Origin of the sequence: Streptomyces sp. NBC_00654 (genome assembly GCF_026341775.1) — a bacterium.
Lineage (GTDB): Bacteria > Actinomycetota > Actinomycetes > Streptomycetales > Streptomycetaceae > Streptomyces.
On the sequence record NZ_JAPEOB010000002.1, the window covers coordinates 1583219 to 1610218 of the forward strand.

General features: G+C 71.4%; 25 protein-coding genes, 1 tRNA gene and 1 pseudogene. 13 read left to right on the top strand and 14 right to left on the bottom strand.

Features of this window, described 5'->3' with window-relative positions; all coding sequences use genetic code 11:
* Positions 1 to 135 precede the first annotated feature (135 nt).
* Positions 136 to 369 carry a chaplin ChpH gene (gene chpH / locus OHA98_RS27260; RefSeq protein ID WP_266929372.1) on the bottom strand — a complete coding sequence of 78 codons (234 nt, stop codon included), beginning with the start codon at positions 367 to 369 and terminating at the stop codon, positions 136 to 138.
* Positions 370 to 510: 141 nt separating this feature from the next.
* Positions 511 to 1836, bottom strand: a complete 1326-nt coding sequence (locus OHA98_RS27265) for a M20/M25/M40 family metallo-hydrolase (RefSeq protein ID WP_266929373.1) — start codon at positions 1834 to 1836, stop codon at positions 511 to 513.
* Between the two features lie 183 nt (positions 1837 to 2019).
* On the opposite strand from OHA98_RS27265, the gene OHA98_RS27270 reads away from it, so the two are divergent.
* Together OHA98_RS27270 and OHA98_RS27275 are read left to right on the top strand one after the other, a co-directional pair.
* Positions 2020 to 2107, top strand: a tRNA-Leu gene (locus OHA98_RS27270).
* A gap of 175 nt (positions 2108 to 2282) precedes the next feature.
* Positions 2283 to 3221, top strand: coding sequence for a pseudouridine synthase (locus OHA98_RS27275; RefSeq protein ID WP_266929374.1), 939 nt, complete (start codon positions 2283 to 2285; stop codon positions 3219 to 3221).
* A 33-nt stretch (positions 3222 to 3254) separates the two neighbouring features.
* Here the strand turns inward: OHA98_RS27275 and OHA98_RS27280 are convergent, their stop codons facing one another.
* The 4 genes from OHA98_RS27280 to OHA98_RS27295 all read right to left on the bottom strand — a co-directional run bounded on the left by OHA98_RS27280 (position 3255) and on the right by OHA98_RS27295 (position 8302).
* Positions 3255 to 3884, bottom strand: a complete 630-nt coding sequence (locus OHA98_RS27280; protein ID WP_266929375.1) for an MBL fold metallo-hydrolase — start codon at positions 3882 to 3884, stop codon at positions 3255 to 3257.
* Complete coding sequence (locus OHA98_RS27285; protein ID WP_266929376.1) at positions 3884 to 4969, bottom strand: S-(hydroxymethyl)mycothiol dehydrogenase; 1086 nt, start codon at positions 4967 to 4969, stop codon at positions 3884 to 3886. The genes OHA98_RS27280 and OHA98_RS27285 overlap by 1 nt, the downstream gene beginning before the upstream one ends.
* 132 nt (positions 4970 to 5101) lie before the next feature.
* A complete protein-coding gene (locus OHA98_RS27290) occupies positions 5102 to 6745 on the bottom strand; it encodes an amidohydrolase (RefSeq protein WP_266929377.1) in 1644 nt (547 codons plus the stop codon).
* Positions 6746 to 6796: 51 nt separating this feature from the next.
* On the bottom strand, positions 6797 to 8302 hold the full coding sequence (locus tag OHA98_RS27295; RefSeq protein ID WP_266929378.1) for an APC family permease: 1506 nt from the start codon (positions 8300 to 8302) through the stop codon (positions 6797 to 6799).
* A 100-nt stretch (positions 8303 to 8402) separates the two neighbouring features.
* Here OHA98_RS27295 and OHA98_RS27300 point away from each other — a divergent pair, with 100 nt between their 5' ends.
* The gene (locus OHA98_RS27300) at positions 8403 to 9125 is read left to right on the top strand and encodes a TetR/AcrR family transcriptional regulator (protein WP_266929379.1); all 723 of its coding nucleotides are present in this window, start codon (positions 8403 to 8405) and stop codon (positions 9123 to 9125) included.
* 33 nt (positions 9126 to 9158) lie between these two features.
* Here OHA98_RS27300 and OHA98_RS27305 read toward each other — a convergent pair whose 3' ends face one another.
* A complete protein-coding gene (locus tag OHA98_RS27305) occupies positions 9159 to 9860 on the bottom strand; it encodes a FadR/GntR family transcriptional regulator (protein WP_266929380.1) in 702 nt (233 codons plus the stop codon).
* Between the two features lie 130 nt (positions 9861 to 9990).
* Here OHA98_RS27305 and OHA98_RS27310 point away from each other — a divergent pair, with 130 nt between their 5' ends.
* Together OHA98_RS27310 and OHA98_RS27315 are read left to right on the top strand one after the other, a co-directional pair.
* A complete protein-coding gene (locus OHA98_RS27310; RefSeq protein ID WP_266929381.1) occupies positions 9991 to 10500 on the top strand; it encodes a gluconokinase in 510 nt (169 codons plus the stop codon).
* 11 nt (positions 10501 to 10511) lie between these two features.
* On the top strand, positions 10512 to 11909 hold the full coding sequence (locus OHA98_RS27315; protein WP_266929382.1) for a gluconate:H+ symporter: 1398 nt from the start codon (positions 10512 to 10514) through the stop codon (positions 11907 to 11909).
* Between the two features lie 183 nt (positions 11910 to 12092).
* Here OHA98_RS27315 and OHA98_RS27320 read toward each other — a convergent pair whose 3' ends face one another.
* From OHA98_RS27320 to OHA98_RS27330, 3 genes are all read right to left on the bottom strand, one after another.
* Positions 12093 to 13685, bottom strand: coding sequence for an APC family permease (locus OHA98_RS27320; protein WP_266929383.1), 1593 nt, complete (start codon positions 13683 to 13685; stop codon positions 12093 to 12095).
* 101 nt (positions 13686 to 13786) lie between these two features.
* Positions 13787 to 14758 carry a hypothetical protein gene (locus OHA98_RS27325; protein ID WP_266929384.1) on the bottom strand — a complete coding sequence of 324 codons (972 nt, stop codon included), beginning with the start codon at positions 14756 to 14758 and terminating at the stop codon, positions 13787 to 13789.
* 350 nt (positions 14759 to 15108) lie between these two features.
* Entirely contained in the window at positions 15109 to 16764 is a 1656-nt protein-coding gene (locus OHA98_RS27330) for an FAD-binding dehydrogenase (protein WP_266929385.1), read from the bottom strand.
* A 190-nt stretch (positions 16765 to 16954) separates the two neighbouring features.
* Here OHA98_RS27330 and OHA98_RS27335 point away from each other — a divergent pair, with 190 nt between their 5' ends.
* Positions 16955 to 17848 (top strand): DMT family transporter, encoded by an 894-nt coding sequence (locus OHA98_RS27335; RefSeq protein ID WP_266929386.1) that lies wholly within the window; start codon positions 16955 to 16957, stop codon positions 17846 to 17848.
* Positions 17849 to 17901: 53 nt separating this feature from the next.
* On the opposite strand, the pseudogene OHA98_RS42990 reads toward OHA98_RS27335, so the two are convergent.
* A pseudogene (locus OHA98_RS42990) lies at positions 17902 to 17955 on the bottom strand (hypothetical protein); the annotation flags it as partial.
* Between the two features lie 14 nt (positions 17956 to 17969).
* Between OHA98_RS42990 and OHA98_RS27340 the strand changes: the two are divergent.
* From OHA98_RS27340 to OHA98_RS27360, 5 genes are all read left to right on the top strand, one after another.
* The gene (locus tag OHA98_RS27340; RefSeq protein WP_353962258.1) at positions 17970 to 18575 is read left to right on the top strand and encodes a helix-turn-helix domain-containing protein; all 606 of its coding nucleotides are present in this window, start codon (positions 17970 to 17972) and stop codon (positions 18573 to 18575) included.
* Positions 18576 to 18586: 11 nt separating this feature from the next.
* Positions 18587 to 19360 carry a glucose 1-dehydrogenase gene (locus OHA98_RS27345; RefSeq protein WP_266929388.1) on the top strand — a complete coding sequence of 258 codons (774 nt, stop codon included), beginning with the start codon at positions 18587 to 18589 and terminating at the stop codon, positions 19358 to 19360.
* A gap of 87 nt (positions 19361 to 19447) precedes the next feature.
* A complete protein-coding gene (locus tag OHA98_RS27350) occupies positions 19448 to 19975 on the top strand; it encodes an NUDIX hydrolase (RefSeq protein ID WP_266929389.1) in 528 nt (175 codons plus the stop codon).
* A gap of 44 nt (positions 19976 to 20019) precedes the next feature.
* Entirely contained in the window at positions 20020 to 20415 is a 396-nt protein-coding gene (locus tag OHA98_RS27355) for a YidH family protein (protein ID WP_266929390.1), read from the top strand.
* Positions 20412 to 20723: a DUF202 domain-containing protein gene (locus OHA98_RS27360; RefSeq protein WP_266929391.1), complete on the top strand. Its 312-nt coding sequence runs from the start codon at positions 20412 to 20414 to the stop codon at positions 20721 to 20723. The genes OHA98_RS27355 and OHA98_RS27360 overlap by 4 nt, the downstream gene beginning before the upstream one ends.
* A 119-nt stretch (positions 20724 to 20842) precedes the next feature.
* Here the strand turns inward: OHA98_RS27360 and OHA98_RS27365 are convergent, their stop codons facing one another.
* Together OHA98_RS27365 and OHA98_RS27370 are read right to left on the bottom strand one after the other, a co-directional pair.
* Positions 20843 to 21778, bottom strand: coding sequence for an NADP-dependent oxidoreductase (locus OHA98_RS27365; protein ID WP_266929392.1), 936 nt, complete (start codon positions 21776 to 21778; stop codon positions 20843 to 20845).
* A gap of 62 nt (positions 21779 to 21840) precedes the next feature.
* Entirely contained in the window at positions 21841 to 23130 is a 1290-nt protein-coding gene (locus tag OHA98_RS27370; RefSeq protein ID WP_266929393.1) for an enolase C-terminal domain-like protein, read from the bottom strand.
* A 142-nt stretch (positions 23131 to 23272) separates the two neighbouring features.
* Here OHA98_RS27370 and OHA98_RS27375 point away from each other — a divergent pair, with 142 nt between their 5' ends.
* Together OHA98_RS27375 and OHA98_RS27380 are read left to right on the top strand one after the other, a co-directional pair.
* Positions 23273 to 24295 (top strand): phosphotransferase family protein, encoded by a 1023-nt coding sequence (locus OHA98_RS27375; protein WP_266929394.1) that lies wholly within the window; start codon positions 23273 to 23275, stop codon positions 24293 to 24295.
* A gap of 7 nt (positions 24296 to 24302) precedes the next feature.
* Positions 24303 to 25517, top strand: a complete 1215-nt coding sequence (locus OHA98_RS27380; RefSeq protein ID WP_266929395.1) for an acyl-CoA dehydrogenase family protein — start codon at positions 24303 to 24305, stop codon at positions 25515 to 25517.
* A 121-nt stretch (positions 25518 to 25638) separates the two neighbouring features.
* On the opposite strand, the gene OHA98_RS27385 is transcribed toward OHA98_RS27380, so the two are convergent.
* Positions 25639 to 26979 (bottom strand): M28 family metallopeptidase, encoded by a 1341-nt coding sequence (locus OHA98_RS27385; RefSeq protein ID WP_266929397.1) that lies wholly within the window; start codon positions 26977 to 26979, stop codon positions 25639 to 25641.
* Positions 26980 to 27000: the final 21 nt, after the last annotated feature.

Sequence of the window (27000 nt, forward strand, 5' to 3'; positions counted from 1 at the left end):
TCGTTTCCTGCCTTCTGCCTTTCGAAATACCCCCGGACACGACCGTGCGAGGGCCGAATGCCGAGCGGCCCCGGAGTGCATGGCACGCACTCCGGGACCGGCCGGGCTCAAACCCTTACGGGTTGACGCACAACGTCACGCGTTGACGCAGGTGTTGCCGAAGGCGGGGTTCAGCAGGCCGATCACGGAGATCGTGTTGCCGCACAGGTTGATCGGCACGTGGACCGGAACCTGGACGACGTTGCCCGAGAGCACGCCGGGGCTGCCGACAGCGGCACCCTGGGCACCGGCGTCGGCGGCAGCCATACCCGCACCCGCGAGCACCAGACCACCGGTAGCAGCCGCGATTGCGACGACCTTCTTGATCATTATTCCTCCTCGTTGGAAATGCGGTCCCAGCCGCGGACCGCATCCCTTGTAACGAGAAGTGGTTAACGGGGCTACGAGTGGGCAACCCGTTTCACTCTTTCCGGTCACATACGCACACGCAGGCGAATACGTACCGGGGCTTCAGCAGTTGTCGATGAACCGGTCGAGCACCCGCACGCCGAACTGCAGACCGTCGACCGGCACCCGCTCGTCCACTCCGTGGAACATCCCGGCGAAGTCGAGCTCCGGCGGCAGCTTGAGCGGGGCGAAACCGAACCCCCGGATGCCCAGGTCGTCGAAGGACTTGGCGTCGGTGCCGGCCGAGAGCATGTACGGCACGGCCCGCGCGATCGGGTCCTCGGCGACCAGCGCCGTCTGCATCGCGTCGACGAGGGCACCGTCGAACGTCGTCTCCAGGGCCTTGTCCGCGTGCACGTCCTCACGCTTCACGTTGGGGCCGAGGATCCGGTCCAGGTCGGCCAGGAACTCCTCCTCGTACCCCGGCAGGAACCGGCCGTCCACATGGGCGGTCGCCTGTCCCGGAATGACGTTGACCTTGTAGCCCGCGCCGAGCTGGGTCGGGTTCGCGGTGTTCTGCAGCGAGGCGCCGATGAGCTTGGAGATACCGCCCAGCTTGGCGAGCGTCTCCTCCATGTTCTCGGGGTCCAGCTCCGTACCCAGGGCGTCCGAGAGCTCGTCGAGGAAGTGCCGCAGCGTCTTGGTCACCCGCACCGGGAACTTGTGCCGGCCCAGCCGCCCGACGGCCTCGGACAGCTCGGTGATGGCGTTGTCCTTGTGGATCATCGAGCCGTGGCCGGCGGTGCCGTCCACGGTCAGCTTCATCCAGTGCATGCCCTTCTGGGCCGTCTCGACGAGGTAGAGCCGCAGCTTCTCGTTGACGGTGAAGGAGAACCCGCCGACCTCGCTGATCGCCTCGTTGACCCCCTCGAACAGCCCGGGGTGGTTGTCGACCAGGTAGCGGGCGCCGTAGGTGCCGCCCGCCTCCTCGTCCGCGACGAAGGCCAGCACGATGTCGCGCGGGGGCTTGCGGCCGCTGCGCATGCGGTCACGGACGACCGCGAGGGTCATGGCGTCCATGTCCTTCATGTCGACGGCACCCCGGCCCCACACACAGCCGTCCGCGATCTCCCCCGAGAACGGGTCATGGGTCCAGTCGGCCGCGTTGGCCGGGACGACATCGGTGTGCCCGTGGATGAGCAGCGCGGGCCTCGACGGGTCCTCGCCCTCGATCCGGGCCACCGTGGAGGCACGGCCCTTGTGGGACTCGAAGATCTGCGGTTCGAGCCCGACCTCGGCGAGCTTCTCCGCGACGTACTCGGCGGCGAGCCGCTCACCGGGGCCCGAGTGGTCGCCGTAGTTGCTGGTGTCGATCCGGATCAGCTCACGGCAGAGGTCCACGACCTCGTCCTCGCCGGATACGGTCCGGGCCACGTTGGTCTCGCTCACACTGCTTCCTTCCGCTGTCGCTGTGGTGCTCCCCTTCATCCTCCCGCGCCCGCCCCGCACACCCAAGGGCACCCACCCCCCGTCATGCGCCGTTCACGCCTGCCGGTGCGTGATCGAGCACCCCCGATTGTTTGCTATGGTTTTCCACGTCGGAACGGGCCGGGCCCGCGAGACAGACACCTTGTCCGGGTGGCGGAATGGCAGACGCGCTAGCTTGAGGTGCTAGTGCCCTTTATCGGGCGTGGGGGTTCAAGTCCCCCCTCGGACACCACGCAGTACACCGATTATGGCCTTCATCGTGAACACGATGGAGGCCATTTCGCGCTGCGCGTCCGGGCGCACGGCGCCTCACGCACCGCAGCCCGCCGGGAGGACGCCCGCATGCCCCGTACGACCGCCGACAGCCGGCACCGCGCTCCCGCCGCCGCCCCGTCCGGCGCCCGCCGGTGAGGGGGCGCGGGAGGCCGCCCGCCGCACCGCTGGCGCAGCGGAACGGGGTCGATGCCGTGCGGGTGCGGCTGCCGGAGGACGCCGATGGCTCCTGGGCCACCGTCCGGGACCATCTGCTGGAGCGGTTCGCGGGGGCGATCGGGGCGGGGCGGGTGGCCGCGATGCTCGACGAGGGCCGGTTCGTGGGCGCGGACGGCGGTGCGGTGGGCGGCGACGAGCCGTACACCGCCGGGCGGCTGATCTGGTTCCACCGGGACTTCGCGCCGGAGGAGCCGGTGCCCTTCCCCGTCGGCGTCGTGTACCGCGACGCACACCTCGTCGTCGCCGACAAGCCGCACTTCCTGGCCACCACTCCCCGCGGCCGGCACATCACCGAGACCGCGGTGGCCCGGCTGCGCCGCGAGCTGGACCTGCCCGCGCTGCAGCCCGCCCACCGGCTGGACCGGCTGACCGCGGGGCTGGTGCTCCTCGTCGTGCGGCCCGGGGAGCGGGGCGCGTACCAGACGCTGTTCCGGGACCGGCTGGTGCGCAAGGAGTACGAGGCGGTGGCCCCGTACGATCCGTCGCTCGCCCTCCCCCGCACCGTACGGAGCCGGATCGTCAAGGAGCGGGGGGTGCTCGCCGCCCGGGAGGAACCGGGCGCGGCGAACAGCGAGAGCCGGATCGAGCTGCTGGGGCACCGGGGCGGGCTGGGCCGCTACCGGCTGCTGCCCGCCACCGGACGGACCCATCAGCTGCGGGTCCACATGAACAGCCTGGGCCTGCCGCTCGTGCACGATCCGCTCTACCCGGTGGTGGTGCCGGAGGGCACACCGGAGGACTGGACGCGTCCGCTCCAGCTGCTCGCCAGGACGCTGGAGTTCACCGACCCGGTCACGGGAGAACCGCGCCGCTTCGAGAGCGGGCTGCGGCTCTCAGCGTGGCCGGAGCGGTGAACGACGCGGTGAACGGAACGGTGTACGGCCCGGTCAGTGGCCGCGGGCGATCCACTCGTCCAGGTGCGGGGACTCCGCGCCGATGGTGGTGGAGCCGCCGTGTCCGGTACGGACGGTGGTCTCCGCGGGCAGGGCGAACAGCCGGTCCCTGATCGAGCCCACGATCGTCGGGAAGTGGGAGAACGAACGGCCGGTGGCGCCGGGCCCGCCCTGGAAGAGGGTGTCGCCGGTGAAGACGGTGGCGAGCCCGGGGGCGTACAGGCAGACCGCGCCCGGGGCGTGGCCCGGGGTGTGCAGGACCTTCAGGACCGTACCGGCGATCTCCAGCTCCTGTCCGTCGGCCAGTTCGCCGTCGGGCGCGCGGTCCGGGTGGGTCTGCTTCCACAGGGGCAGATCGTCCGGGTGCAGCAGGACCGGTGCGCCGGTGGCGGCGGCGAGGGCCGGGGCCGCGTCGATGTGGTCGTTGTGCGCGTGGGTGCAGATGACCGCGCGCAGCGTACGGCCGCCGAGCGCGGACAGGATGGCGTCGGCGTCGTGGGCGGCGTCGATGACGACCGCCTCGGTGTCGTCGCCGACGATCCAGACGTTGTTGTCGACGTCCCACTCGCCGCCGTCGAGGGCGAAGGTGCCGGAGGTGACGAGGTGGTCGATGCGGGCGGTCATCAGAAGACCACCACCGAGCGCAGGACGTCACCGTCGTGCATGCGGGCGAAGGCCTGCTCGATGTCGCCGATCCCGATGGTCTCGGTGACGAACGCGCCGAGGTCGATGCGGCCCTGCTGGTGCAGATCGATCAGCATGGGGAAGTCGCGCGAGGGCAGGCAGTCGCCGTACCAGGAGGACTTGAGGGAGCCGCCGCGCCCGAAGACGTCCAGGAGCGGCAGTTCGAGCTGCATCTCCGGGGTCGGAACGCCGACCAGGACGACCGTGCCGGCCAGGTCGCGGGCGTAGAAGGCCTGCTTGTACGTCTCCGGGCGGCCGACCGCCTCGATGACGACGTCGGCGCCGTTGCCGCCGGTCAGCGCGCGGATCGCCTCGACCGGGTCGGTGGCACGGGAGTTGACGGTGTGCGTGGCACCCATCTTCTTCGCCGTCTCCAGCTTCCGGTCGTCGATGTCCACGGCGATGATCTTCGCCGCGCCCGCCAGCCGGGCACCGGCGATGGCCGCGTCCCCGACGCCGCCGCAGCCGATGACGGCGACCGAGTCGCCGCGGCCGACCTCGCCGGTGTTGATGGCGGCGCCGATGCCCGCCATGACGCCGCAGCCGAGCAGTCCCGCGACGGCCGGGGACACCTCGGGGTCGACCTTGGTGCACTGGCCCGCGGCGACCAGGGTCTTCTCGGCGAACGCGCCGATGCCGAGGGCGGGCGACAGCTCGGTGCCGTCCAGCAGGGTCATCTTCTGCTTCGCGTTGTGGGTGTCGAAGCAGTACCAGGGCCGGCCGCGCTGACAGGCACGGCACTGTCCGCACACCGCGCGCCAGTTCAGGATGACGAAGTCGCCCGGCTCGACGTCCGTGACCCCGTCGCCGACGGACTCGACGATGCCCGCGGCCTCGTGGCCCAGCAGGAACGGGAAGTCGTCGTTGATGCCGCCCTGCTTGTAGTGCAGGTCGGTGTGGCAGACACCGCACGCCTGGATCTTCACCACGGCCTCACCGGGACCGGGGTCCGGGATCACGATCGTCTCGACCCGCACCGGCTCGTTCCTGCCCGGTGCGATGACCCCTTGCACCTGCTGCGCCATACCGTGGACTCCCTGTTTTCCGAATGAGGCTCTTGTGAAGATTGATCACGGACAACCGTACGCCTCATGAGGTGCCGCGGCGGCCCCGCGGAGCATCGCGCCCACGGGGCCGCCCGGCCGCGCCCCCGGGGGTCAGTCCTCCGCGTCGTGGACCTTCCGGCCGCCCACATAGGTGCGCAGCACACGGGTCGCGCCGATCTCGTCGGCCGGGCCGGCGTACGGGTCGCGGTCCAGGACGACCAGGTCGGCGAGGGCCCCGGCGCGGAGCGATCCGGTGTCGTCGAGGTGGTTCACATGGGCGGATCCCGCCGTGTACGCGGCGATGGCGGAGGTGAGCGTGATGCGCTGGCCGGGGAGGAAGGCGGGGCCTTCGCCGTCCGGTGTGATCCGGTTGACGGCGGTGTGGATGCCGTGGAGCGGATCGGCGCTGCTGACCGGCCAGTCGCTGCCCGCCGCGACGGTGGCGCCCGCGCTCAGGAGCGCGCCGAACGGATATTGCAGGGCGGCCCGCTCGGGGCCGAGGAAGGGGATGGTCAGCTCGTCCATCTGCGGTTCGTGCGCGGCCCAGAGGGGCTGGATGTTGGCCGTGGCGCCGAGTTCCCGGAAGCGGGGGATGTCGTCCGGGTGGACGACCTGGAGGTGGGCGAGGTGGGGGCGGGTGTCGCTGCGCCCGTTGGCGGCGCGGGCGGCCTCCACCGCGTCCAGTGCCTCGCGTACGGCGCGGTCGCCGAGCGCGTGGAAGTGGGCCTGGAAGCCGAGGGCGTCGAGTTCGGTGACGTATCCGCGCAGTGCCACGGGGTCGATGAAGCTGGTGCCGCTGTTCGCGGTGGCGCAGCCGCAGGCGTCGAGGTACGGGGTGAGGAGTGCGGCCGTGCCGGTCTCGGCGACCCCGTCCTGCATGATCTTCACGGAGCCGGCCCGGAACCGGCCGGCGCTCAGCTCCGCCCGCCTGGCGACCAGTTCGGGGATCTGCTCGGCGCCCCGCTCGCGGTCCCACCAGAGGGCGCCGGCGACCCGGGCGGTGAGCGATCCGTCCCGCGCGGCGGTGAGATAGGCGTCGGCGGCGTCGTCCATCGAGCCGTAGGAGCCGACGATGGCGTCCTGCCAGGCGGTGATGCCGTATCCGTGGAGGATCCGCTGGGCGCGCAGCAGTGCGGCGAGCCGGTCGGCGGGGGTGGAGCGCGGGGTGAGACGGGCGACCAGGTCCATGGCGCCCTCCTGGAGCAGTCCGGTGGGCTCGCCCCGTCCGTCGCGCTCGATGCGTCCGTCGGCCGGTTCGGGGCTGTCCCGGGTGACGCCGGCGAGTTCCAGGGCGCGGGTGTTGACCCAGGCTCCGTGGTGGTCGCGGTTGACCAGGTGGACGGGGCGGTCGGGTACGACCGCGTCGAGCAGGTCCCTGGTCGGGGCCCCGCCTTCGAAGGCGTCCATGGACCAGCCGCCGCCGGTGATCCATTCCTGTTCGGGCAGCCGGTCGGCGTAGGCGCGTACGGCGGCGATGGTGTCCGCCGCCGTACGGGTGTCCGTGAGATCGCACTGCGCGAGTTCCAGTCCGGCGGTGACCGGGTGGATGTGGGCGTCCTGGAAGCCGGGGACGAGCAGGCGCCCGGCGAGATCGACGACCTCGGTCCGGGGGCCGATGAGTTCACGGACCTCGTCGTGGCCGACGGCGGTGATCCGGTCGCCGGTGACGGCGAGGGTGGTGGCGCGGGTGCGGGCCGGGTCCATCGTGAGGACGGGGCCGCCGGTGAGGACGAGGTCGGCGGGTGCGTGGCGCATGGGTGGTTCCGTTTCGGTCCGTTGGGGTGCGGGGTGGGGTGCGGTGCGCTGTCAGGCAGCTTCCGCGACGGCCGGTGCGACGGAGCGGCCGGTGACGAAGTACGGGGACTTCCGTACCCACTTGGCCCAGGCCGCCGCGATCACGCCGGTCAGCAGCATGACCGCCGGGCAGAGGAGCATGAACCAGCCGTTGTCCGGGCTGATCTCGAAGTGATCGGCCGATGTGTAGAAGGTCCAGCTCAGATAGCCGCCGAGGCCGAGCAGCACGACGGCGCTCAGGACGGGGAGAACGACGGCCCGCAGCGCCTCCGTGCGGCTTTCGCGCAGGGTGCCGCGGAAGCGGGCGGCGGCGGCCAGGGCGGTCAGCGCGTAGTAGAGGGAGACGACGACGCCGATCGCGTTGACCGAGGCCAGGATGCTGTCGCCGACCTTCGGGATGACCAGGGAGAGGACGGCCACGGCGACGGCGACGCAGCCGATGGCGACGGTCCCGGCCGCCGGAGTTCCGTAGCGGGGGCTGACCTTGCTCCACAGCGGGCCGAGCGTACGGTCGCGTCCCATGGCGAACATGCCGCGGACGGTGGGGATCACACCCGACTGGAGAGATGCCACGGCGGAGAAGGTGAGGGCGATGAGCGGGAGCGCGGCGAGCGGCTGCCCGGCCAGGCGGTCGCCGAAGTAGGTCAGGCCCTGGGCTCCGTTGGCGGTCAGTTCGTCGAGCGACAGCACACGCTGGAAGGCGAAGGAGCCGAGAAGGAAGAGGCCGAGCATGGTGAAGAGGGTGATGATCCCGGCCCGGGAGGCGTCCTCGGGATCACGGACCTCCTCGGTGACGCTGAAGGAGGACTCGAAGCCCCAGTAGCAGAACACCGAGAGCAGGAGCCCCTGGGCGAACTGCTGTCCCGACGGGATGGTGAACGGGTTGATCCAGTCCAGGCTGAACGGGTGGGGGCCGACGACGAGTCCGTATCCGCAGAAGCCGAGCAGGACGGCGTACTCGAAGACGAGCAGGTACTTCTGGAAGGTGGCGGCGGCCCGGAGGCCGGTGATCGCGGTGAAGGTGACGGCCACCAGCACGAGTATCCCGAGGGCGGTCGCCTGGGCGGTGGAGTCGGGATCGAGGCGGAGGCCGGCGAACTCGTGCAGCCCCGCCTCGCCCGCGAGCTGGATGAGGGCGGAGCCGGTGACGGTCGTGGTGTACGAGAGGAAGACGACGGTGGCGGCGATGGCGATCCAGCCGACGAGGAAGCCCAGCCAGGGGCTGAGGGAGCGGCCGACCCAGACGTAGCCGCTGCCCATGTTCGGCTCGACCCTGTTGAGCCGTGAGTAGGCGCTCGCGATGCCCAGGATCGGCAGGAAGGCGAGCAGCATGATGATCGGCAGATGCAGGCCGACGGCGCCCGCGGTGACACCGAGGCCGATGCCGATGCTGGTGGTGGCCGCCGTGGAGGAGGCGGCGATGGCCACGCCGTCGATGACGCCGAGACTCTTGCGCAGGGCCTGCGGGGGCTCGGGGGCCGGTGGGTCGCTGCTGTACGGGGTCAATGAAACCGTCACCGTCGCTCCTTCGCCGAGGGGCACCGTTCGGCCCCGATGGCGGCACATCGAACTCCTCGCCGGGTTCACACGTCAACGCCGTTGTCATAAGGTGCGCCCCATGGGTGCGAGCGAGCGGGTGGTGCCGGAGAGCGCGCGTCGGCGCAGACGTCCCACCAAGGGCGGGGCGGTTCTGTCCGAGCAGCTGATCGTGGAGACGACGCTGAGACTGATCGGCGAGCACGGGGCGGCGGCGCTGACGGTGCGCCGGCTCGGCGCGGCGCTGGGGTGCGATCCGAGCGCCGTCTACCGGTACTTCAGGGACACGGACGAGCTACTGCTGGCGGTGGCCGACGAGTTGATCGGCCGTACGCTGAACAGCTGGCGCCCCACCGGCGACTGGCGGGCCGATCTGCGGGCGCTGGGGCTGAGGATGCACGCGGACTACATGGCGCATCCGCAGGCCGCCGTGCTGGCCTGTGCCCGGGTGACGGGGCGGAGGCACGAGATCCGGTCGGTCGACGCGATCCTCGGGGTGCTGCGCGGGGCGGGGTTCCCGGACGCGGAGGCCGTCCGGATCTACCACGTGTTCGTCGACCAGACGCTGTCGTTCGCCGCGCTCGACGCGTCGACGCTGGCACTTCCGGACCGGGCCCGGGACCTGGAGGAACGGACCTGGCGGGAGACGTACGCGCGGCTGCCGGCCCGGACACATCCGCATATCGCGGCGACGGCCGGAGTGCTGGTCGCGGAGATGGAGCGCAGCGGGTATCCCGCGGCGCTGGAGATGGTGCTCGCGGCTGCCGCGGGGCGGTTGGCGCACGTACGGGGCGGGACGGCGTAGGGCCTGTCCGGCACGTCCGGTCCGGCCCCTCGATCAGGGCGCGAGGACGTCCAGTTCGTGGAGGGCGCCCACCGCGATCTCCTTGGTGAGGCGCTCGGCCCCGTCCGCGTCCCGCTCGCGTACGGCCTCGGCGAGGCGGACATGGAGCGTGACCGCGGCCGGGTCGGGGTCCTCGAACATCACCTGGTGGTGCGTGCGGCCCGCCAGGACCTCGGCGACCACGTCACCGAGACGGGCGAACATCTCGTTGCCGGAGGCGTTGAGGACGATCCGGTGGAAGGCGATGTCGTGCTCCAGATATCCCTCCAGCTGCTGGCCGCGCGAGGTGGCGACCATGCCGAGGGCGCGTTCGGTGAGCTCCGCGCACTGCTGGGGGGTGGCGTTGCGGGCGGCGAGGCGGGCGGCGACGGGTTCGATCGCCGAGCGCAGGACGGTCAGCGAGCGCAGCTGCCGCGGCCGGTCCCGGCCGGCCAGCCGCCAGCGGATGACCTGGGGGTCGTAGACGTTCCAGGCCTCGGCCGGCCGCACGGTCACCCCGACCCGGCGCCGGGACTCGACGAGGTGCATGGACTCCAGGACGCGGACCACTTCGCGCACGACCGTACGGGAGACGTCGAAGCGCTGGGCCAGCTCGTCGGTACGCAGCACCGTGCCCGGCGGGCACTGGCCGGAGGCGATCTCCAGACCCAGGGTGTCCAGCACATGTGTATGCAGCCCCTGGCCCTGTGTGGTCATGGGGCAAGCCTACGGGGCACACCTCGGGAACAAAAAGTACGACGTTTGCGTCACACCCACTTGAATAAGTCGTACCTAATGGGTTTCAGTAGCGCGACGGACCGATGTCGAAGAAGACAGCGAGGCACCCATGAGCACCCCCCACGTCGTCGTGGTGATGGGCGTGGCAGGAACCGGCAAGACCACGATCGGTCCCCTGCTCGCCGCCGCCCTCGGCGTTCCGTACGCCGAGGGCGATGACTTCCACCCCGCGGCGAACATCGCCAAGATGTCGGCCGGCACCCCGCTGGACGACGCGGACCGCCTGCCCTGGCTGGACGCGATCGGCCGGTGGGCACACGGCCGGGCCGGACTCGGCGGTGTCGTCAGCAGTTCGGCGCTCAAGCGTGTCTACCGCGACCGGCTGCGGGCCGAGGCCCCCGATGCCGTCTTCCTCCATCTGACCGGCGACCGGGCCCTGATCGAGGGGCGGATGGCGGACCGCAAGGGTCACTTCATGCCGACCGCGCTGCTCGATTCGCAGTTCGCCACCCTGGAGCCGCTCGGGGAGGACGAGGCCGGCGTCGGGGTCGATGTGTCCGGCACGCCCGAGGAAATCACCCAGCGGGCCGTCGCCGCGTTGCGCCGGCTCGACAGTTAAGGATCATCACCGTGACCAGTCTCAGCGTCGAGACGCTGGCAGCGGACGCCGTCGAACCGATCACCTCGGCCGGCAACGCGCAGTTGGGCATAGCCGTGCTGGCGGGCATCGCCGTCATCGTTCTGCTCATCACCAAGTTCAAGATGCACGCGTTCCTCGCGCTGACCATCGGTTCGCTGGCGCTCGGCTCGTTCGCGGGCGCCGCGCCGGCCAGGACCATCGCCAGCTTCACCGCGGGGCTCGGCTCGACGGTCGCGGGTGTGGGTGTCCTCATCGCGCTCGGCGCCATTCTGGGCAAGCTGCTCGCCGACTCCGGCGGCGCGGACCAGATCGTCGACACCATCCTCGCCAGGGCGAGCGGACGGGCCATGCCGTGGGCGATGGTCCTGATCGCCTCGATCATCGGTCTGCCGCTGTTCTTCGAGGTCGGGATCGTGCTGATGATCCCGGTGGTGCTGCTGGTCGCCAAGCGCGGCAACTACTCGCTGATGCGGATCGGTATCCCGGCGCTGGCCGGGCTCTCCGTGATGCACGGACTGATCCCGCCGCACCCCGGCCCGCTGGTGGCGATCGACGCGTTGGGCGCCAACCTCGGTGTGACGCTGGCCCTCGGCGTACTGGTCGCCATCCCCACGGTGATCATCGCGGGCCCGGTCTTCTCCCGTTACGCGGCACGCTGGGTGGACATCAAGGCGCCGGAGAAGATGATCCCGCAGCGCCCCTCGGAGGAACTGGACCGCCGCCCCAGCTTCGGCGCCACCCTGGCGACGATTCTGCTGCCCGTGGCCCTGATGCTGGTCAAGGCCCTGGTCGACATCGTCGTGGACGATCCGGAGAACGGTGTCCAGCGGGTCACCGATGTGATCGGCTCGCCGCTGATCGCCCTGCTCGCGGCCGTTGTCGTCGGGATGTTCACGCTCGGCCGGGCCGCCGGATTCACCAAGGGCCGGCTCTCCACCACGGTCGAGAAGTCACTCGCCCCGATCGCCGGTGTGCTGCTGATCGTGGGCGCGGGCGGCGGCTTCAAGCAGACGCTGATCGACGCCGGTGTCGGCCGGATGATCCTGGACTTCTCCGAGAACTGGTCGATACCCGCGCTGCTGCTCGGCTGGCTGATCGCCGTCGCGATCCGGCTCGCGACGGGTTCGGCGACCGTGGCCACCATCTCGGCGGCCGGTCTGGTCGCCCCGCTGGCCGCCGACATGTCGACCTCGCACGCGGCGCTGCTGGTCCTCGCCGTCGGCGCAGGCTCGCTCTTCTTCAGCCACGTCAACGACGCCGGGTTCTGGCTGGTGAAGGAGTACTTCGGGATGGACGTCGGCCAGACCATCAAGACCTGGTCGGTGATGGAGACGATCATCTCCGTCGTCTCGCTGGCCTTCATCCTGCTGCTCTCGCTGGTGCTCTAGAAGCCCTTCCGTCCCGACGGAAAGGGCCCCGGCACCGGCTGCCCGCACGGCCCTCCCCCCACGTTCGTACGGGGCCGTGCACGATGGCGCCCGCCGGTCCGGTACGCATGTACGGCATGCGTACCGGCCGACGGGCGCCATCGCCCTGTGCGGCCCGCAGGATCCCGGGAGCGCCCGCGCGGATCAGTACCTCCGGCGCGGGCCGGCGGTGTTCTCGGCGGTGTTCTCGGCGGCCTTCTCCAGCTGGAACGCCTCGTTGCCGAGGCCGATCCTGGCGTGCACCTCCGGCTTGGTGGAGCGCAGCACCGCCCCGTACACCAGCCCGCCGGCGAGCGCGGCGAGGATCACGCCGGGCAGCACCCAGTCGAGCACCGAGCCGGGGCCCGAGCCGACGAGGACGCCGAAGTCCCGGATCGTGAAGACCGCGATGGCCAGCAGGGCGATTCCGGCCAGCCCGGAGGCGACGAGCCGGGGGGCCTGGGCCCTGCCCGCACCGCGGCGTACGAAGAAGGCGATGACGGCGAACGAGGCGGCGGCCATCAGCACGATGATGCCGAGCGCCCCGACGTTGCCCATCCAGGTGAACAGATGCAGGACGGGCGCGGTGGGGTCGCCCACCGGGTTGTCGTCGGTCAGCGCGAAGGCCAGCACGATCACGGCGGAGACGACGGACTGGAGCAGCGATCCGGTGGCGGGGGCGCCGCTCGCCTTGTTGGTGCGGCCGAATCCGGCGGGCAGCAGGCCCTCGCGTCCCATCGCGAACGCGTAGCGGGCCACGACGTTGTGGAAGCTCAGGAGCGCGGCGAACATACCGGTGACGAACAGGACGTGCAGTACGTCGGTGAAGGTGGTGCCGAGCCGCTCCTCGGTGAGCCCGAAGAGCATTCCGGGGCCCTCCTTGAGGGAGGTGTCCGCGATGAAGCCGGGTCCGGTGGCGACGGTCAGGGCCCAGGAGCTGATGGCGAGGAACAGCGCCGCGTAGCCGACGGCCAGGAACATCACCCGGGAGACGACGATCTGCGGGCGGCTGGTCTCCTCCGCGTACACCGGGGCCTGTTCGAAGCCCACGAACGCGGCGATGCAGAAGCACAGGGCGGTGCCGAGCCCCGCGCCGCTGAGGGTCTGCGGGTCGAAGGCGTGCAGGGACAGCCCCTCGGGACCGGGCTTGCTGACGGCCGCGATGTCGAAGATCACGACAAGGGCGCACTCCACGACCAGCAGCACTCCCAGCACCCTGGCGTTGAGGTCGATCTTCAGCCAGCCGAGGAAGCCGACGATCGCGACGGCGACGAGGGCCGGTATCCACCAGTCCAGGTCGATGTCGAGATAGACGGCGAACAGTCCGGAGACCTCGAAGCCGAGAATGCCGTAGATGCCGACCTGCATCGCGCTGTAGGCGACCAGCGCGACGAGCGAGGCGCCCGCCCCGGCCGTCGGGCCGAGCCCGCGGGCGATGTACGCGTAGAAGGCGCCGGCGTTGTGGACGTGCCGGCTCATCTCCGCGTACCCGACGCTGAACAGCATCAGGACGATGCCGAGGATGACGAACAGCAGGGGCTGGCCGACGATGCCCATCACGCCGAAGACCGTGGGCATGACCCCGGCGACGACCATCAGCGGGGCGCTGGCGGCGAGCACCGAGAGCAGCAGGCCCGGGGTGCCGAGCCGGTTCGCCCGCAGGGCGCGTTCCTCTCCCTTGTACGTGTTGATCCCGCCGGTATCGCCGGTCACCTTCGTGGTGCCGGAATCACTCGGAAATGAACTGCCCGTCGACATCGCGGGGTTGTTCCCTTCTTCGGTGGCGTCTGTGCTGTGCGTCCGTGCTGTGCGTGTCCGTGCTGGGTGTCTGTGTGCGGTGCTTCGGTGTGCGGAGTCCTTCAGGGGGTGCCGAGCGCGAAGCGGCGCGCCGCGAGGAAGGCGGGGTACGGGTCACCGCCGGAGTAGGACCAGGGCGCGGGGGTGGCATGCGGGCCGATGCGGTGGAAGAGCGCGGCCGCCTCGGCGGGACGGCCCTCGCAGAACTTGGCGTGGGCCAGGAAGTTGAGGTCGGTGCGGTGCCGGGGGTGGTCCTCGCGCTCCCACTCCAGCCACCAGTCGAAGGCGGTCCTCATGACCTGACGGGCCCGCCGCCCCGACCAGTGCCCGGAGGCCACGGGGTCGTCGGACTCCGTGCCGGCGGCGACCAGGACGCGGTACCGCTCGGCGTGGGCGATGACCGGGAGCACCGCGAGCGGGGAGTCCGCGGGGGCCTGTTCGGCGGCCCAGGCGGCGAAGTCGTAGACCTCGTGGAGCGGGTCCTGGCCGACGTCCGGGCGGCTCTCGGCGAGATGGGCGGCCATCAGGTGGTGCGCGTGGTGGTGTTCGGGGTGCCGGGAACGTACCTCTTCGAAGAGCTTGCCGGTGTCCGCTCCGTCGCCGCCGAGCGTGCGGTCCAGCAGCAGGAGTCCGAGCCAGGGGGTCGGGTCGGCCGGGTCGAGCCCGGCGGCGGCCAGACAGGCTTCGCGGGCCCGGGAGGCCTCGTCGGCGGCGGCCCGCCGGTGCCGGACGCGGGCGACGGAGGCGCAGCCGAGCAGGGTGGTGGCGTCGGCGCTGTCGGGTTCGGCGATCAGCCAGTCACGGGCCCAGTCGACGGCGGAGGGGATGCCGGCGAGGGCGAGCACCCGGTGACCGCGGCGGTCCCAGTCGCTGCCGGTACCGACGAGCAGGGCGCGGGCCCTGGTCCATCTGCCCTGGGCGAACTGATGGCGGGCGTCGATCAGGTCGCTGTCGTCCAGGGCCGGGTCGAAGGAGTGGTCCGAGCGACCGCCCCGTCTGCGGGAGCGGCCCAGGGGCGGCGGAGGCGGAGACATCCGCAGGCTTCTTTCGACGCGGTGTACGAGCAAAATGATCGCGCACAGCCAAGCCGCACGGAAGCCTCCCAGTCAAGGGCATCCCTCCGCCAACTCCGTCCGAATTCCGCACAGTTGGCTGGAACGACACGCTGCCCGCCGGCTGTCCGCCCACGATGGCTCCGGTGGCCCGCGGGGTCCGCGTGGTCCGCCGCCGGCGTCCGGGAGCCGGGCGACGCGTGCCGGACCGGCACGATGATCGTGGCCGAGCGGTTCCGGGTGGTGGAGCGGCTGCCCGGCCGCTCCCGCTGGGGCGTGTGTCGAAAGCAGCCCCGCCCTTCGGGCGGACGGCGCTGCTTTCGACACACGCCCTAACCGACCGCCTGCGCCGCCGCCCGGCCCGCCGCGCGGCCCGAGAATATGCAGCCGCCGAGGAACGTGCCCTCCAGCGACCGGTAGCCATGGACCCCGCCGCCGCCGAACCCGGCCGCCTCGCCCGCCGCGTACATCCCGGGCAGCGGATCGCCGTCGGCGGCGAGCACCCGCGAGGACAGGTCCGTCTCCAGGCCGCCCAGGGACTTACGGGTGAGGATGTTGAGGCGCACCGCGATCAGCGGGCCCGCCGCCGGGTCGAGGATGCGGTGCGGCTTCGCCGTACGGATCAGCCGGTCACCCAGGTAGGCGCGGGCCCCGCGGATGGCTGTGACCTGGAGGTCCTTGGTGAAGGGGTTGGCGATCTCGCGGTCGCGTGCGGTGATCTCGCGGCGCAGGCCGTCCTCGTCGATCAGGGTGTCGCCGGTGAGCGCGTTCATGCCGCGGACGAGGGCGCCGAGGTCGTTCTCGACCACGAAGTCCACACCGTTGTCCATGAACGCCTTGACCGGTGCGGGCACATCGGCGCGGGCCCGCCCGATCACGTCGCGGACCGACTTGCCCGTCAGGTCGGGGTTCTGCTCGGAGCCGGAGAGCGCGAACTCCTTGCCGATGATCCGCTGGTCCAGGACGAACCAGGTGTATCCGTGGCCCGACCGCATGATGTGTTCGAGGGTGCCGAGCGTGTCGAAGCCCGGGAAGAGCGGGACCGGCAGCCGCTTGCCGCGGGCGTCCAGCCAGAGGGACGAGGGGCCGGGCAGGATCCGGATGCCGTGCCTGGCCCAGATCGGGTTCCAGTTCTCGATGCCCTCGGTGTAGTGCCACATCCGGTCGCGGTTGATGTGATGGGCGCCCGCTTCCTCGGCGATGCCCAGCATCAGCCCGTCGACGTGGGCGGGGACTCCCGAGAGCATCTTCGCGGGCGGGGTGCCGAGCCGCTCGGGCCACTGGGCCCGTACCAGGTCGTGGTTGCCGCCGATACCGCCCGAGGTGACGATCACCGCCTGGGCCTTCAGCTCGAAGGCGCCGACGGCCTCGCGGGTGCTCGCCGTGCCGCGCGCGGCTCCGCTCGGCTCCAGGATCTCGCCCGTGACCGTGTCGAGGGCCCCTGCCGAGCGGCCGAGTCCGGTGACCCGGTGGCGGAACCTCAGCTGCACCAGGCCCCTGGCGACGCCCTCGCGCACCCGGCGCTCGAAGGGGGCGACGATGCCGGGGCCGGTGCCCCAGGTGATGTGGAAGCGGGGAACGGAGTTGCCGTGGCCGTTGGCGTCGTAGCCGCCGCGTTCGGCCCAGCCGACGACCGGGAAGATCCGCAGCCCCTGCGCGTGGAGCCAGGGCCGCTTCTCACCGGCGGCGAAGTCGACGTACGCCTCGGCCCACTTCCGGGGCCAGTGGTCCTCCTCGCGGTCGAAGCCCGCCGTGCCGAACCAGTCCTGGAGGGCCAGCTCCCGGCTGTCCTTGATCCGCAGCCGGCGCTGTTCGGGCGAGTCGACGAAGAACAGGCCGCCGAAGGACCAGTGCGCCTGGCCACCGACGGACTGCTCGGGCTCCTGGTCGAGCAGGATCACCGAGCGGCCCGCGTCGACCAGTTCGGCGGTGGCCACGAGCCCCGCGAGGCCGGCCCCGATCACGATGACATCAGCGTCGTACGCCATGGGGTTCCATCCTTGTCGGGGGGCCTGCGCCGGGCGGAGCGGTGGGCGAAGTTACTCGTGCGTTAGATCTTCGGCACCGTCCGCCGCGCCGTCAACCGCCCGGTCGGCGGCATTCTCACCGCTCCCGTACGGCGCAGGGCTTATCGTCGAACCACATCACTCCCTCCCGGTCCGACCTGAGGAAGAGATCGTGTCGGTGCTGGTCCTGGTTCTCTCCGTGGGTGCCGCCTGCTGTCTGGGCTTCGGCTTCGTCCTGCAGCAGGCCGCCGCCCGGCGTGCCCCGATGAGCGACTTCCTCTCCCCCCGGCTGCTGCTCGACCTGATGCGGGTGAGGAGCTGGCTGGCCGGGATCGGACTGATGGTCTGCGGCATGGTGCTGGGCGCGCTGGCCCTCGGCCGGGGCGAGGTGTCGGTCGTGGAGCCGCTGCTGGCGACCAATCTGCTCTTCGCCATGGCCCTGTCGCGCCGCCGCACCAGGCAGCCGCTGGGGCGGCAGGGCTGGGCCGGGCTCTGGCTGCTGGCGGGGGGCGTCGCGGCGTTCCTGCTGGCCGGCGAGCCGCGCGGCGGGGATCCGGTGACCGACCCGCTGCGGCACTGGGTGGTGATCGGCGGGGTGGTGGGGCTCGCCCTGCTGCTGACGGCCGCCGCCAGGCACTCACGGATCGGGGCGGCGCCGGCTCTCCTGGCGGTGGCGGCCGGGCTGCTGTACGGGCTCCAGGACGCGCTGACCCGGGCGAGCGGTGAGCGGCTGACCGAGGGCGGCTGGGACGCGCTGGTGACGGCCTGGCAGCCGTACGGCGTGCTCGTCCTGGGGGTGACGGGACTGATCCTGGTCCAGAGCGCCTTCGAGACGGGGCCGCTGCGGATGTCGCTGCCCGCGCTGACCGCCGCCCAGCCGCTGGCCGGGATCGCCTGCGGGATCGGCTTCCTGGGGGACCGGGTGCGCACGGACACGGGGGCGCTGGCCTGGGAGGCGGCGGGTCTGGCGGCGATCGTCACCGGGATCGTGCTGCTCGGGCTGCATCCCGCGATGCCGGCGGGGCCGGTGGGCGGGCGGCGGACGAAGGATCTCCAGCCGCGCTGACGCGGGCCGGGCCGGAGTGGCCCGCGGCGGGTCCGGACTCTCCGCACTGGTTATTAATAATGGCCAGCATTACAGTGGACCCATGGCGAGAACGTCAGGGCCCGACACCAGGGACAAGCTCATCCGCGCCGCCGAGGAGGTCTTCGCCTCGCAGGGTGTCGCGGGTGGGCAGATACGCGACATCGTGCGGCTCGCCGGGCAGAGCAATCCGTCCGCCGTGCAGTACCACTTCGGCTCCCGGGCCGGACTGCTCGACGCGGTGATGTCCGGGAGGCAGTCCCGCACCGAGCGGGTGATGGCCCCGCTCCTGGACGGGCTGGGCGCGGACGCGGACGTACGGGAGCTGGTCGGCGCGCTGGTGACGGCCGAGGCCGGTCTGCTGGCCGACGACCGCGGCCGGCGCTGTCTGCGCATCTCCGCGCAGCTCAGCCATGAGACCGGGCTGCGCACGGGCGAACTGCACCCCGCGGTCGACGCCACCGCGTACGGACGGCTGATCGCCCGCGTCTCGGACCGCCTGGGCGCACTGCCCACGCCGGTACGCCTGGAGCGGCTCGATCTGGCGCTCACCCTGATCGGCGCGGCGATGGCCGACCGCGCCCGCCAATACCTCGACGGCACCGAACCACTGACCGGCGAGGAGCTCTTCCTCGCCGATCTCGTCGAGACCACCACCGCGTTTCTGCGCGCCCCCGTGCCGGGCCGCACCGGAACCACCCGCAGATGAAGGACAGCACCATGAGCGACAAGACCAGTCTCACCGGCAGGACCGTCATCATCACCGGCGGAGCCCGCGGCCTCGGCGCCGAGGCCGCCCGTCTCGCCGTCGCCGGCGGCGGCAACGTCGTGATCACCGACATCCTCGACGAGGACGGCGCCGCGACCGCCGCCGCGCTCGGGGACCGGGCCCGGTTCCTGCACCACGACGTGACCTCCGAGGAGGACTGGGAGCGCGTCGCGCGGTTCACGCTCGCCGAGTTCGGCCGGATCGACGGCCTGGTGAACAACGCCGGTGTCTCCACCGGTCAGCCGCTGGAGACCGAGTCGGTCGAGCACTTCCGCAAGGTGATCGACATCAATCTGACCGCGGTGTTCATCGGCATGAAGACCGTGATCCCGGTGATGAAGGAGAACGGCGGCGGCTCGATCGTCAACATCTCCTCGGCCGCCGGTCTGATGGGCCTCGCCATGACCTCCAGCTACGGCGCCTCCAAGTGGGGCGTACGCGGCCTGACCAAGATCGGCGCGGTGGAGCTGGGCACGGCGAAGGTCCGGGTCAACTCCGTCCACCCCGGAATGACCTACACCCCGATGACCGCGGCCGTGGGCATCGCGCAGGGCGACGGCAACTACCCGAACACACCGATGGGCCGGGTCGGCGAGGCTCCCGAGATCGCCGAGGCCGTCGTCTTCCTGCTCTCGGAGGCCGCCTCGTACATCACGGGCGCCGAGCTGGCGGTGGACGGCGGCTGGACGACCGGCCCGACCGTCAAGTACGTCATGGGGCAGTGACGGCGTAGAGGCTGTCCGGTGATCCTTCGCGGATCAGGGGCCCCGCGGGTCATGGGGCAGTGATCCCCGCCGGCGGCATGATGTTGGATGGGGCGTATGGAGCCCTTTGACCCGACTGCCGAGATCCTGGACATCGTCGATGAGAACGACGAGGTCGTCGGGCAGGCCCCGCGCGGTGAGGCGACCGCGCGGGGCCTGCGTCATCGCTGTGTGTTCATCGAGGTGCGGGACGCCTCGGGCAGGCTCTTCGTGCATCGCAGAACGCCCGTCAAACTGGTCTTCCCCTCGCACTACGACATGTTCGTCGGCGGGGTCGTGGGCGCGGGCGAGTCCTACGACGGGGCGGCGCTGCGCGAGGCGGAGGAGGAGCTGGGCGTGTCCGGACTCCCCCGCCCCGAGCCGCTCTTCAAGTTCCTCTACGAGAGCTCCGAGCACACCTGGTGGTCGTACGTGTACCGGGTGCGGTGCGAGGCTCCGGTGGATCCGCAGGCGGAAGAGGTCGCCTGGCACGCCTTCCTCACCGACGAGGAGCTGTCGGCGCGGCTGGGCGAGTGGCCGTGGGTGCCCGACGGGCTGGCCGCGTACCACCGGCTGCGGGAGCTCCGTTCCCGGTGAGCACGGCACCCGGACAGCGGCGGAACGACAGACAGGGCGCGGGCGTGAACGATTTTGTACAGGGCATCCGGTTGTGGTTCGCGCCGCAGCGGATCCGCGAAGAGGGCGACACCCCGGACTACCGGTTCTCGCTCGCCAATGAGCGTACGTTCCTCGCGTGGATCCGGACGGCGCTGGCCCTCATCGGGGGCGGTTTCGCCGTCGACCAATTCCTCCCGGAACTCGTCTGGGGCATCCGGGCGGGCCTGGCGCTGGGGCTGCTGGCCGCCGGTGTGCTCTGCGCGCTGCGGGCGGTCAACCACTGGGTGCGGTGCGAGCGGGCGATGCGGCGCGGTGAGGATCTGCCGGTCTCCCGCTTCCCGACGCTGCTGAGTCTCGCGGTCGCTGTGGTCGCCGTGGCGATGGTGGTGGTCGTCCTCTTCGGCTGGGAGGGCCGGTGACCGAGGCCCCCAGGGACCCGGGGCTGCAGCCGGAACGGACCAGGCTGGCCTGGCGGCGCACCACCCTGTCCTGCACGGTGGTGGCGCTGCTGGCGGGCCGGCAGGCGCTGCACGGCGGCGCGACGCCCGGTGCGGTGGCCGCGGTGGCGCTGAGCGCGCTGGCCTGGCTGGGGTTCCTCCGGGTGGCGCACCGGCGGGTGCTGGGCATGCATGTGGCGCGGCCGCAGCCGCTGTCCTCGCGCCACGCCCTGACGGCGGCGGTGTGCACGGTGGCGCTCGCGGTGTTCGCCGCGGCCATGCTGTTCTGAGCCGTCACGGGGGGCGGTCCTCCCGGCCGTCGCGGCACACGGTCGGCCGTCGCGGCGCATGACCTTCCCGGCCGTCGCGGCACGCGGCTTCCGGGCTGTCACGGTCCGTGCGCGACCTCTCAGTTGTCCCAGGCCACGGTGACGACGATCTTCCCCCGGGTGCGGCCCCGCTCGTTGAGCCGGTACGCGTCCGCCGCCCGGTCCAGCGGGAAGACCTGGTCCACATGGACCGTGACGATGCCCTGTTCGGCCAGCTCCGCCAGATGGGCCAGGTCCGTGGCATCGGGCCGCACGAAGGCGTAGCGGCCGCCGTACGAGAAGACCTCCCCGTCCGCGATGGAGGCGAGCCGGCCGCCCTGGGCGAGGGTGTCCGCCGAGGCCCGGAGCGCTTCGCCGCCCACGGTGTCGAAGGCGGCGTCGAAGCCGTCGGGTGCCAGGGCCCGCAGGCGGTCGGCGAGCCCGTCGCCGTACTCCACCGGTTCGGCGCCGAGGCTGCGCACATGGTCGTGGTTGTGGGCGCTCGCCGTACCGATGACCCGGCAGCCCGCGTGCCGGGCGAGCTGCACCGCGAGCGAGCCGACCCCGCCCGCCGCCGCGTGGACCAGGACCGTCTCGCCGCTGCGGACCTTCAGGGTGCGGTGCAGCACCTGGTAGGCGGTGAGGCCGGCCAGCGGCAGCCCCGCGGCCTCCTCGAAGCTCAGGCCCATCGGCTTGCGGGCGAGCGTGCGCACGGGCGCGGCGACGTATTCGGCGAAGGTGCCCCGGGAGAGGAAGTCCTCCCGCACATAGCCGATGACCTCGTCACCCACGGTGAACTCGTCGACCGCGACACCGGGTTGCACGACCACTCCGGAGACGTCCCAGCCCGGGATCACCGGGAAGACCGCTTCGAGGCCCGACTGGAGGTAGCCCTCCCGGGCCTTCCAGTCGACCGGGTTGACGGCCGCGGCCCGCACCTTCACCAGGACGGTGTCCGGGCCGACCTTCGGGTCGGGACGCTCCCCGTACTCCATGACGTCGGCCCCGCCGTACCTGCTGTAGCTGATCGCCTTCATCCTTCGACCTTCGGCGCAGGCCACACTCGGCGCAACTCAGGGCCGGGGTACCGGGCGGGCGCTCACCAGCGCGGGATCGCCGGCGTCACCCACTCCGGCTCGGCCTCGCGCATCGCGGCCGCGTCGTCGCGCTCGCGCATCGCGCCGTCGTCGTCCAGCCAGCGCCGGTGCAGCGCGGCCAGCCGCTCGCGGTCGAGTTCGACGCCCAGGCCCGGAGCGTCGGAGACGGTCAGCCGGCCGTCGGTGAAGACGTGCCGGGTGGTGATGACGTCCTCGGTCTGCCAGGGGTAGTGGCTGTCGCAGGCGTAGTCGAGGTTGGGCACGGTGGCGGCGACCTGCGTCATCGCGGCGAGGCTGATGCCGAGGTGGGTGTTGGAGTGCATGGAGAGCCCCACGCCGAAGGTACGGCAGATCCCGGCCAGTTCACGGGTGCGGTGCAGCCCGCCCCAGTAGTGGTGGTCGCTCAGGACGACCTGGACCGCGTCCCGGGCGAAGGCCTCGGGCACCTCGGCGAGGGTCGTGACGCACATGTTGGTGGCCAGCGGCACATCGGTGGCCGCGGAGACGGCGGCCATCGCCGCCGTACCGCTCGCCGGGTCCTCCAGGTATTCGAGTACGCCCTTGAGCTGCTCGGCGACGTACAGGGAGGTCTCCACCGACCAGGCGCCGTTGGGGTCCAGGCGCAGCGGCTGCCCCGGGAACTCCTGGGCGAGGGCCCGGACGGCGGCGATCTCCTGGTCGGGCTCGAAGACACCGCCCTTGAGCTTGAAGGAGGTGAAGCCGTGCTCGTCGGCGAAGCGCCTGGCCTGGGCGACGATTCCGGCCGGGTCCAGGGCCGCCCCCCAGTCGTCCCGCTCCCCGGCCCGCGGGTGCGCGGCCCAGCGGTAGAAGAGGTACGCGCTGTACTCGACGGTGTCGCGGACCTTGCCGCCGAGCAGGGCGTGCACGGGCAGGCCGAGGCTCTTGCCGAGCGCGTCCAGGCAGGCGACCTCGAAGCCGGAGACGACGGAGAGCCGGAGCTTGTCGGCGGTCCGCACGCCGCGCAGTCCACCGGCGTCGACCCGGTCGTCGGCGGCGCGCGAGTCGCCGCACACCTGCTCGGCGAGCGTGAACAGGCCGTTCAGATCGCTGACCCGGCGGCCGGGCAGGGCCTCGGCCAGCGGACGGGCGAGATCCAGATAGGTGCCGTCGCCGTAGGTCTCCCCGATGCCCGTCACTCCACCCCGTGTGACGACCTCGACGATGAGCCGGGGGGTGTACGGCTGATGGACGCCCTGGGTGTTCAGAAGGGGCGGATCCGCTATGAGAATCGGGGTGAGCCGGACTTCGTCGATCAACAAGGCTGTATCCATACGTGAACTCTATTCAGGGATACGACTGAACACCAGAGCCCGAGGGGAGTTGCCGCAGTCGATTCCGGGAGTTCACTGGACGACATACCGACTGGTCGGCATCATGGGCTGCGATCGTTCCGACGCCCCGGAGGTGCGCACCATGAGCCAAGTCCACCCGCCAGGTCTCGACCCCGGCCCGCTGCGCCGGCATCTCGACCGCGAGCGGCCGGGGCTGGTGAGCGGACCGCTGGAGGCCCGGCTGATCGAGGGCGGCCGGTCGAACCTCACGTACACGGTCACCGACGGCACCGGCCGGTGGGTCGTCCGCAGGCCCCCGCTCGGCCATGTGCTGGCCACCGCACATGACATGAAGCGCGAGTTCCGGGTCATCAGCGCACTGTTCCCGACCGCCGTACCGGTACCGCAACCGGTGCTGCTCTGCGAGGACGAGACCGTCATCGGCTCGCCCTTCTACGTCATGGAGTACGTCGAGGGCACCCCGTTCCGCACGGCCGAGCAGCTCGCCCCGCTGGGCCCCGCGCGCACCCGGGGCGTGGTCCTCGGGCTGGTCGACACCCTGGTCGATCTGCACGCCGTGGACCCCGGGGCCGTCGGGCTCGGGGACTTCGGGCGCCCCGACGGCTTCCTGGACCGTCAGCTGCGCCGCTGGGGCAAGCAGCTCGACGCCTCCCGCAACCGCGAACTCGCCGGGATCGACGAACTGCACGCCGCGCTCGGCCGTGCGCTGCCGCACTCCCCCGCGCCCACCGTGGTGCACGGGGACTACCGCCTGGACAACGTCCTGATCGGCCCGGACGACCGGATCAGGGCCGTGCTCGACTGGGAGATGTCCACCCTCGGCGACCCGCTGACGGACCTCGGACTGCTCGTGATGTACAGCTCCGACCTCGGCCTGCCGCAGTCACCGGTCTCCACCACCAGCGGCGCGGCCGGCCACCCCGCGCCCGCCGAGCTGATCGAGCGCTACGCGGCCCGCTCCGGCCGGGACACCTCCGCCCTCTCCTGGTACACCGCGTTCGCCTGGTTCAAGCTCGCCGTGATCCTGGAGGGCATCCACTACCGCTACACCCGGGGCCAGACCGTGGGCGCCGGTTTCGACGCGATCGGCGATCTCGTCCCCGTCTTCATCGAGCACGGCCTCACCACCCTCCAGGAAGGCTGATCACCCCATGGACTTCGCGTTCGACGCCCGTACCGAAGAACTGCGCACCAGGCTGCTCACCTTCATGGACGAGCATGTGTACCCGGCCGAGAGCACCGCGGAGGAACAGCGCGCGCTCCTCGCCTCCCCCTGGGACACCCCGCAGGTCGTCGAGGATCTGAAGGCGGAGGCGCGCAGGCAGGGCCTGTGGAACCTCTTCCTCCCCGACGCCGGGTACGGTGCCGGGCTGACCAACCTCCAGTACGCCCCGCTGGCCGAGATCCTGGGCCGCAGCCCGCAGCTGGCGCCGACCGCGCTCAACTGCGCGGCGCCGGACACCGGGAACATGGAGGTGCTCCACCAGTTCGGCACGGACGAGCAGAAGAAGCGGTGGCTGGAGCCGCTGCTCGCCGGTGAGATCCGGTCCGCGTTCGCCATGACCGAGCCCGAGGTCGCCTCCTCCGACGCCACCAATATCGAGACCCGGATCACCCGGGACGGTGACGACTACGTCATCAACGGCCGCAAGTGGTTCATCTCCGGGGCGATGAACCCGGACTGCCGGCTCTTCATCGTGATGGGCAAGACCGATCCGGACGGCGAGGACATCCGCCGCCAGCAGTCGCAGATCCTCGTCCCGAGGGACACCCCGGGCCTCGAAGTGCGCCGCGCCATGCGGGTGTACGGCTACGAGGACCACTACCACGGCGGCCACGCGGAGGTCGTCCTGAAGAATGTGCGGGTGCCCGCGTCGAACCTGATCGGTGAGGAGGGCGGCGGCTTCGCCATCGCGCAGGCGCGGCTGGGTCCGGGCCGGATCCACCACTGCATGCGGCTGATCGGCATGGCCGAGCGGGCGATCGAGCTGATGTGCCGACGGGCGGTGTCCCGTACGGCCTTCGGCAAGCCGCTCGCCCAGCAGGGCGTCGTGCAGAACTGGATCGCGGACGCCCGGGTCACGGTGGAGCAGCTGCGGCTGCTGGTACTGAAGACGGCCTGGCTGATGGACACCGTGGGCAACCGGGGGGCGCACACCGAGATCCAGTCCATCAAGATCGCGACCCCGCGCGCGGTGGTGGACATCCTCGACCGGGCCGTACAGCTGCACGGCGCGGGCGGTGTCAGCCAGGACTTCCCGCTGGCGGAGCTGTGGGCGGCGGCGCGGACGCTGCGGCTGGCGGACGGGCCGGACGAGGTGCACCAGCGCTCGCTGGCCCGGCAGGAGATCAAGAAGTACCGGTGACCGGTGATACCGGCGGTGCGGGGCGGACCGGATGGGTCCGCCCCGCACCGGGGACCGTGCGCGGCCGCACGCGCGGGTACCGGCGGCCGCGGCGGCCACGGGTACGGATGCGGCCCGGGACTCAGAAGGTGAGCTTCCAGCTGTCGATGTAGCCGGTGTCCTGCGAGGCCACGTCCTGTACCCGGAGGTTCCAGGTGCCGTTGGCGGTCTCGCTCGACGCGTCGACCGTGTAGGTCGTGATCACGTTGTCGGCCGAGTCGCCGCTGCTGGAGTTCTTCAGCCGGTAGGCGGTGCCGTCGGGGGCGACCAGGTCGACGACCACGTCACCGCGCCAGGTGTGCTTGACGTCCACGCCGACCTGGAGTGCGGCGGGCGCGTTGCCGGTACGCCCGGTGACCGCGATCGAGGAGGTCACCGCGGCACCGTTGTCCGGGACGGCGACATCGGCGGCGTTGCTGAAGACGCCCTCGCCCGTGGGCGGTTCGCCCGTGCCGGCCGACAGGGTCCAGATCGCGTGGGCGATGGCGTCGCTGTTGCGGTCGAGGGCCGTGTCGTTGATGTTGCTCGTGTTGTCGCAGGAGGAGTGGTAGCAGCGGTCGAAGGACTGGCCCGCCGTTCCGCCCCACTTCTGGGCCTGGGCCGCGGTCTTGGTGTAGTCCGCTCCCGAGAACAGACCGCCGACCGGGATGCCCACGTTCTTGAACGGGGCGTGGTCGGAGCGGCCGTCGCCCTCCGTCTCTATCTCCGTCGGTATGGACAGACCGGCGTAGTAGTCCTTGAAGGTCTTCTCGATGACCGGGTCGTCGTCGTAGACGAAGTAACCGGCGTTGGGCGATCCGATCATGTCGAAGTTGAGATAGCCGGAAAGCTTGGAACGCTCGGTGGACGGCAGGTTGTTGACGTAGTACCGGGAGCCGACGAGACCCAGTTCCTCGGCGCCCCACCAGGCGAACCGGAGGTGCTTGTCCGGCGCGAGCTGGGCCCGGGAGACGGCCAGGGCCGTCTCCAGCACGGCGGCGGAGCCGGAGCCGTTGTCGTTGATGCCGGCGCCCGAGCTCACCGAGTCCAGATGGGCCCCGGCCATGAGGACCTTGTTCGCGTCCCCGCCGGGCCAGTCGGCGATGAGGTTGTAGCCGGTGGCGCCGCCGGAGGTGAACTGCTGGAGGGCCGTGGTGTATCCGGCGGCGTCCAGCTTGGCCTTCACATAGTCGATGGACGCCTTGTAGCCGGGGCGGCCGTGGGCGCGGTTGCCGCCGTTGGCGGTGGCGATCGACTGGAGCTGGGTGAGATGCGCCTTGACGTTGGCGAGCGGGATGTCAGGGGCGGCGGCCACCGTGGTCGTCCCGGTCGTCCCGGTCGCCTCGGCGGCGGGGGCGGCGGTCACGAGGAGTGCGGCGAGGGAGAGGACGGCAGCGGCCGGAAGGGCCGGGGATCTGCGCAGGGCAAAGCGGTTCGGGCTCATCGAGGGGCTCCGGATTCCGTT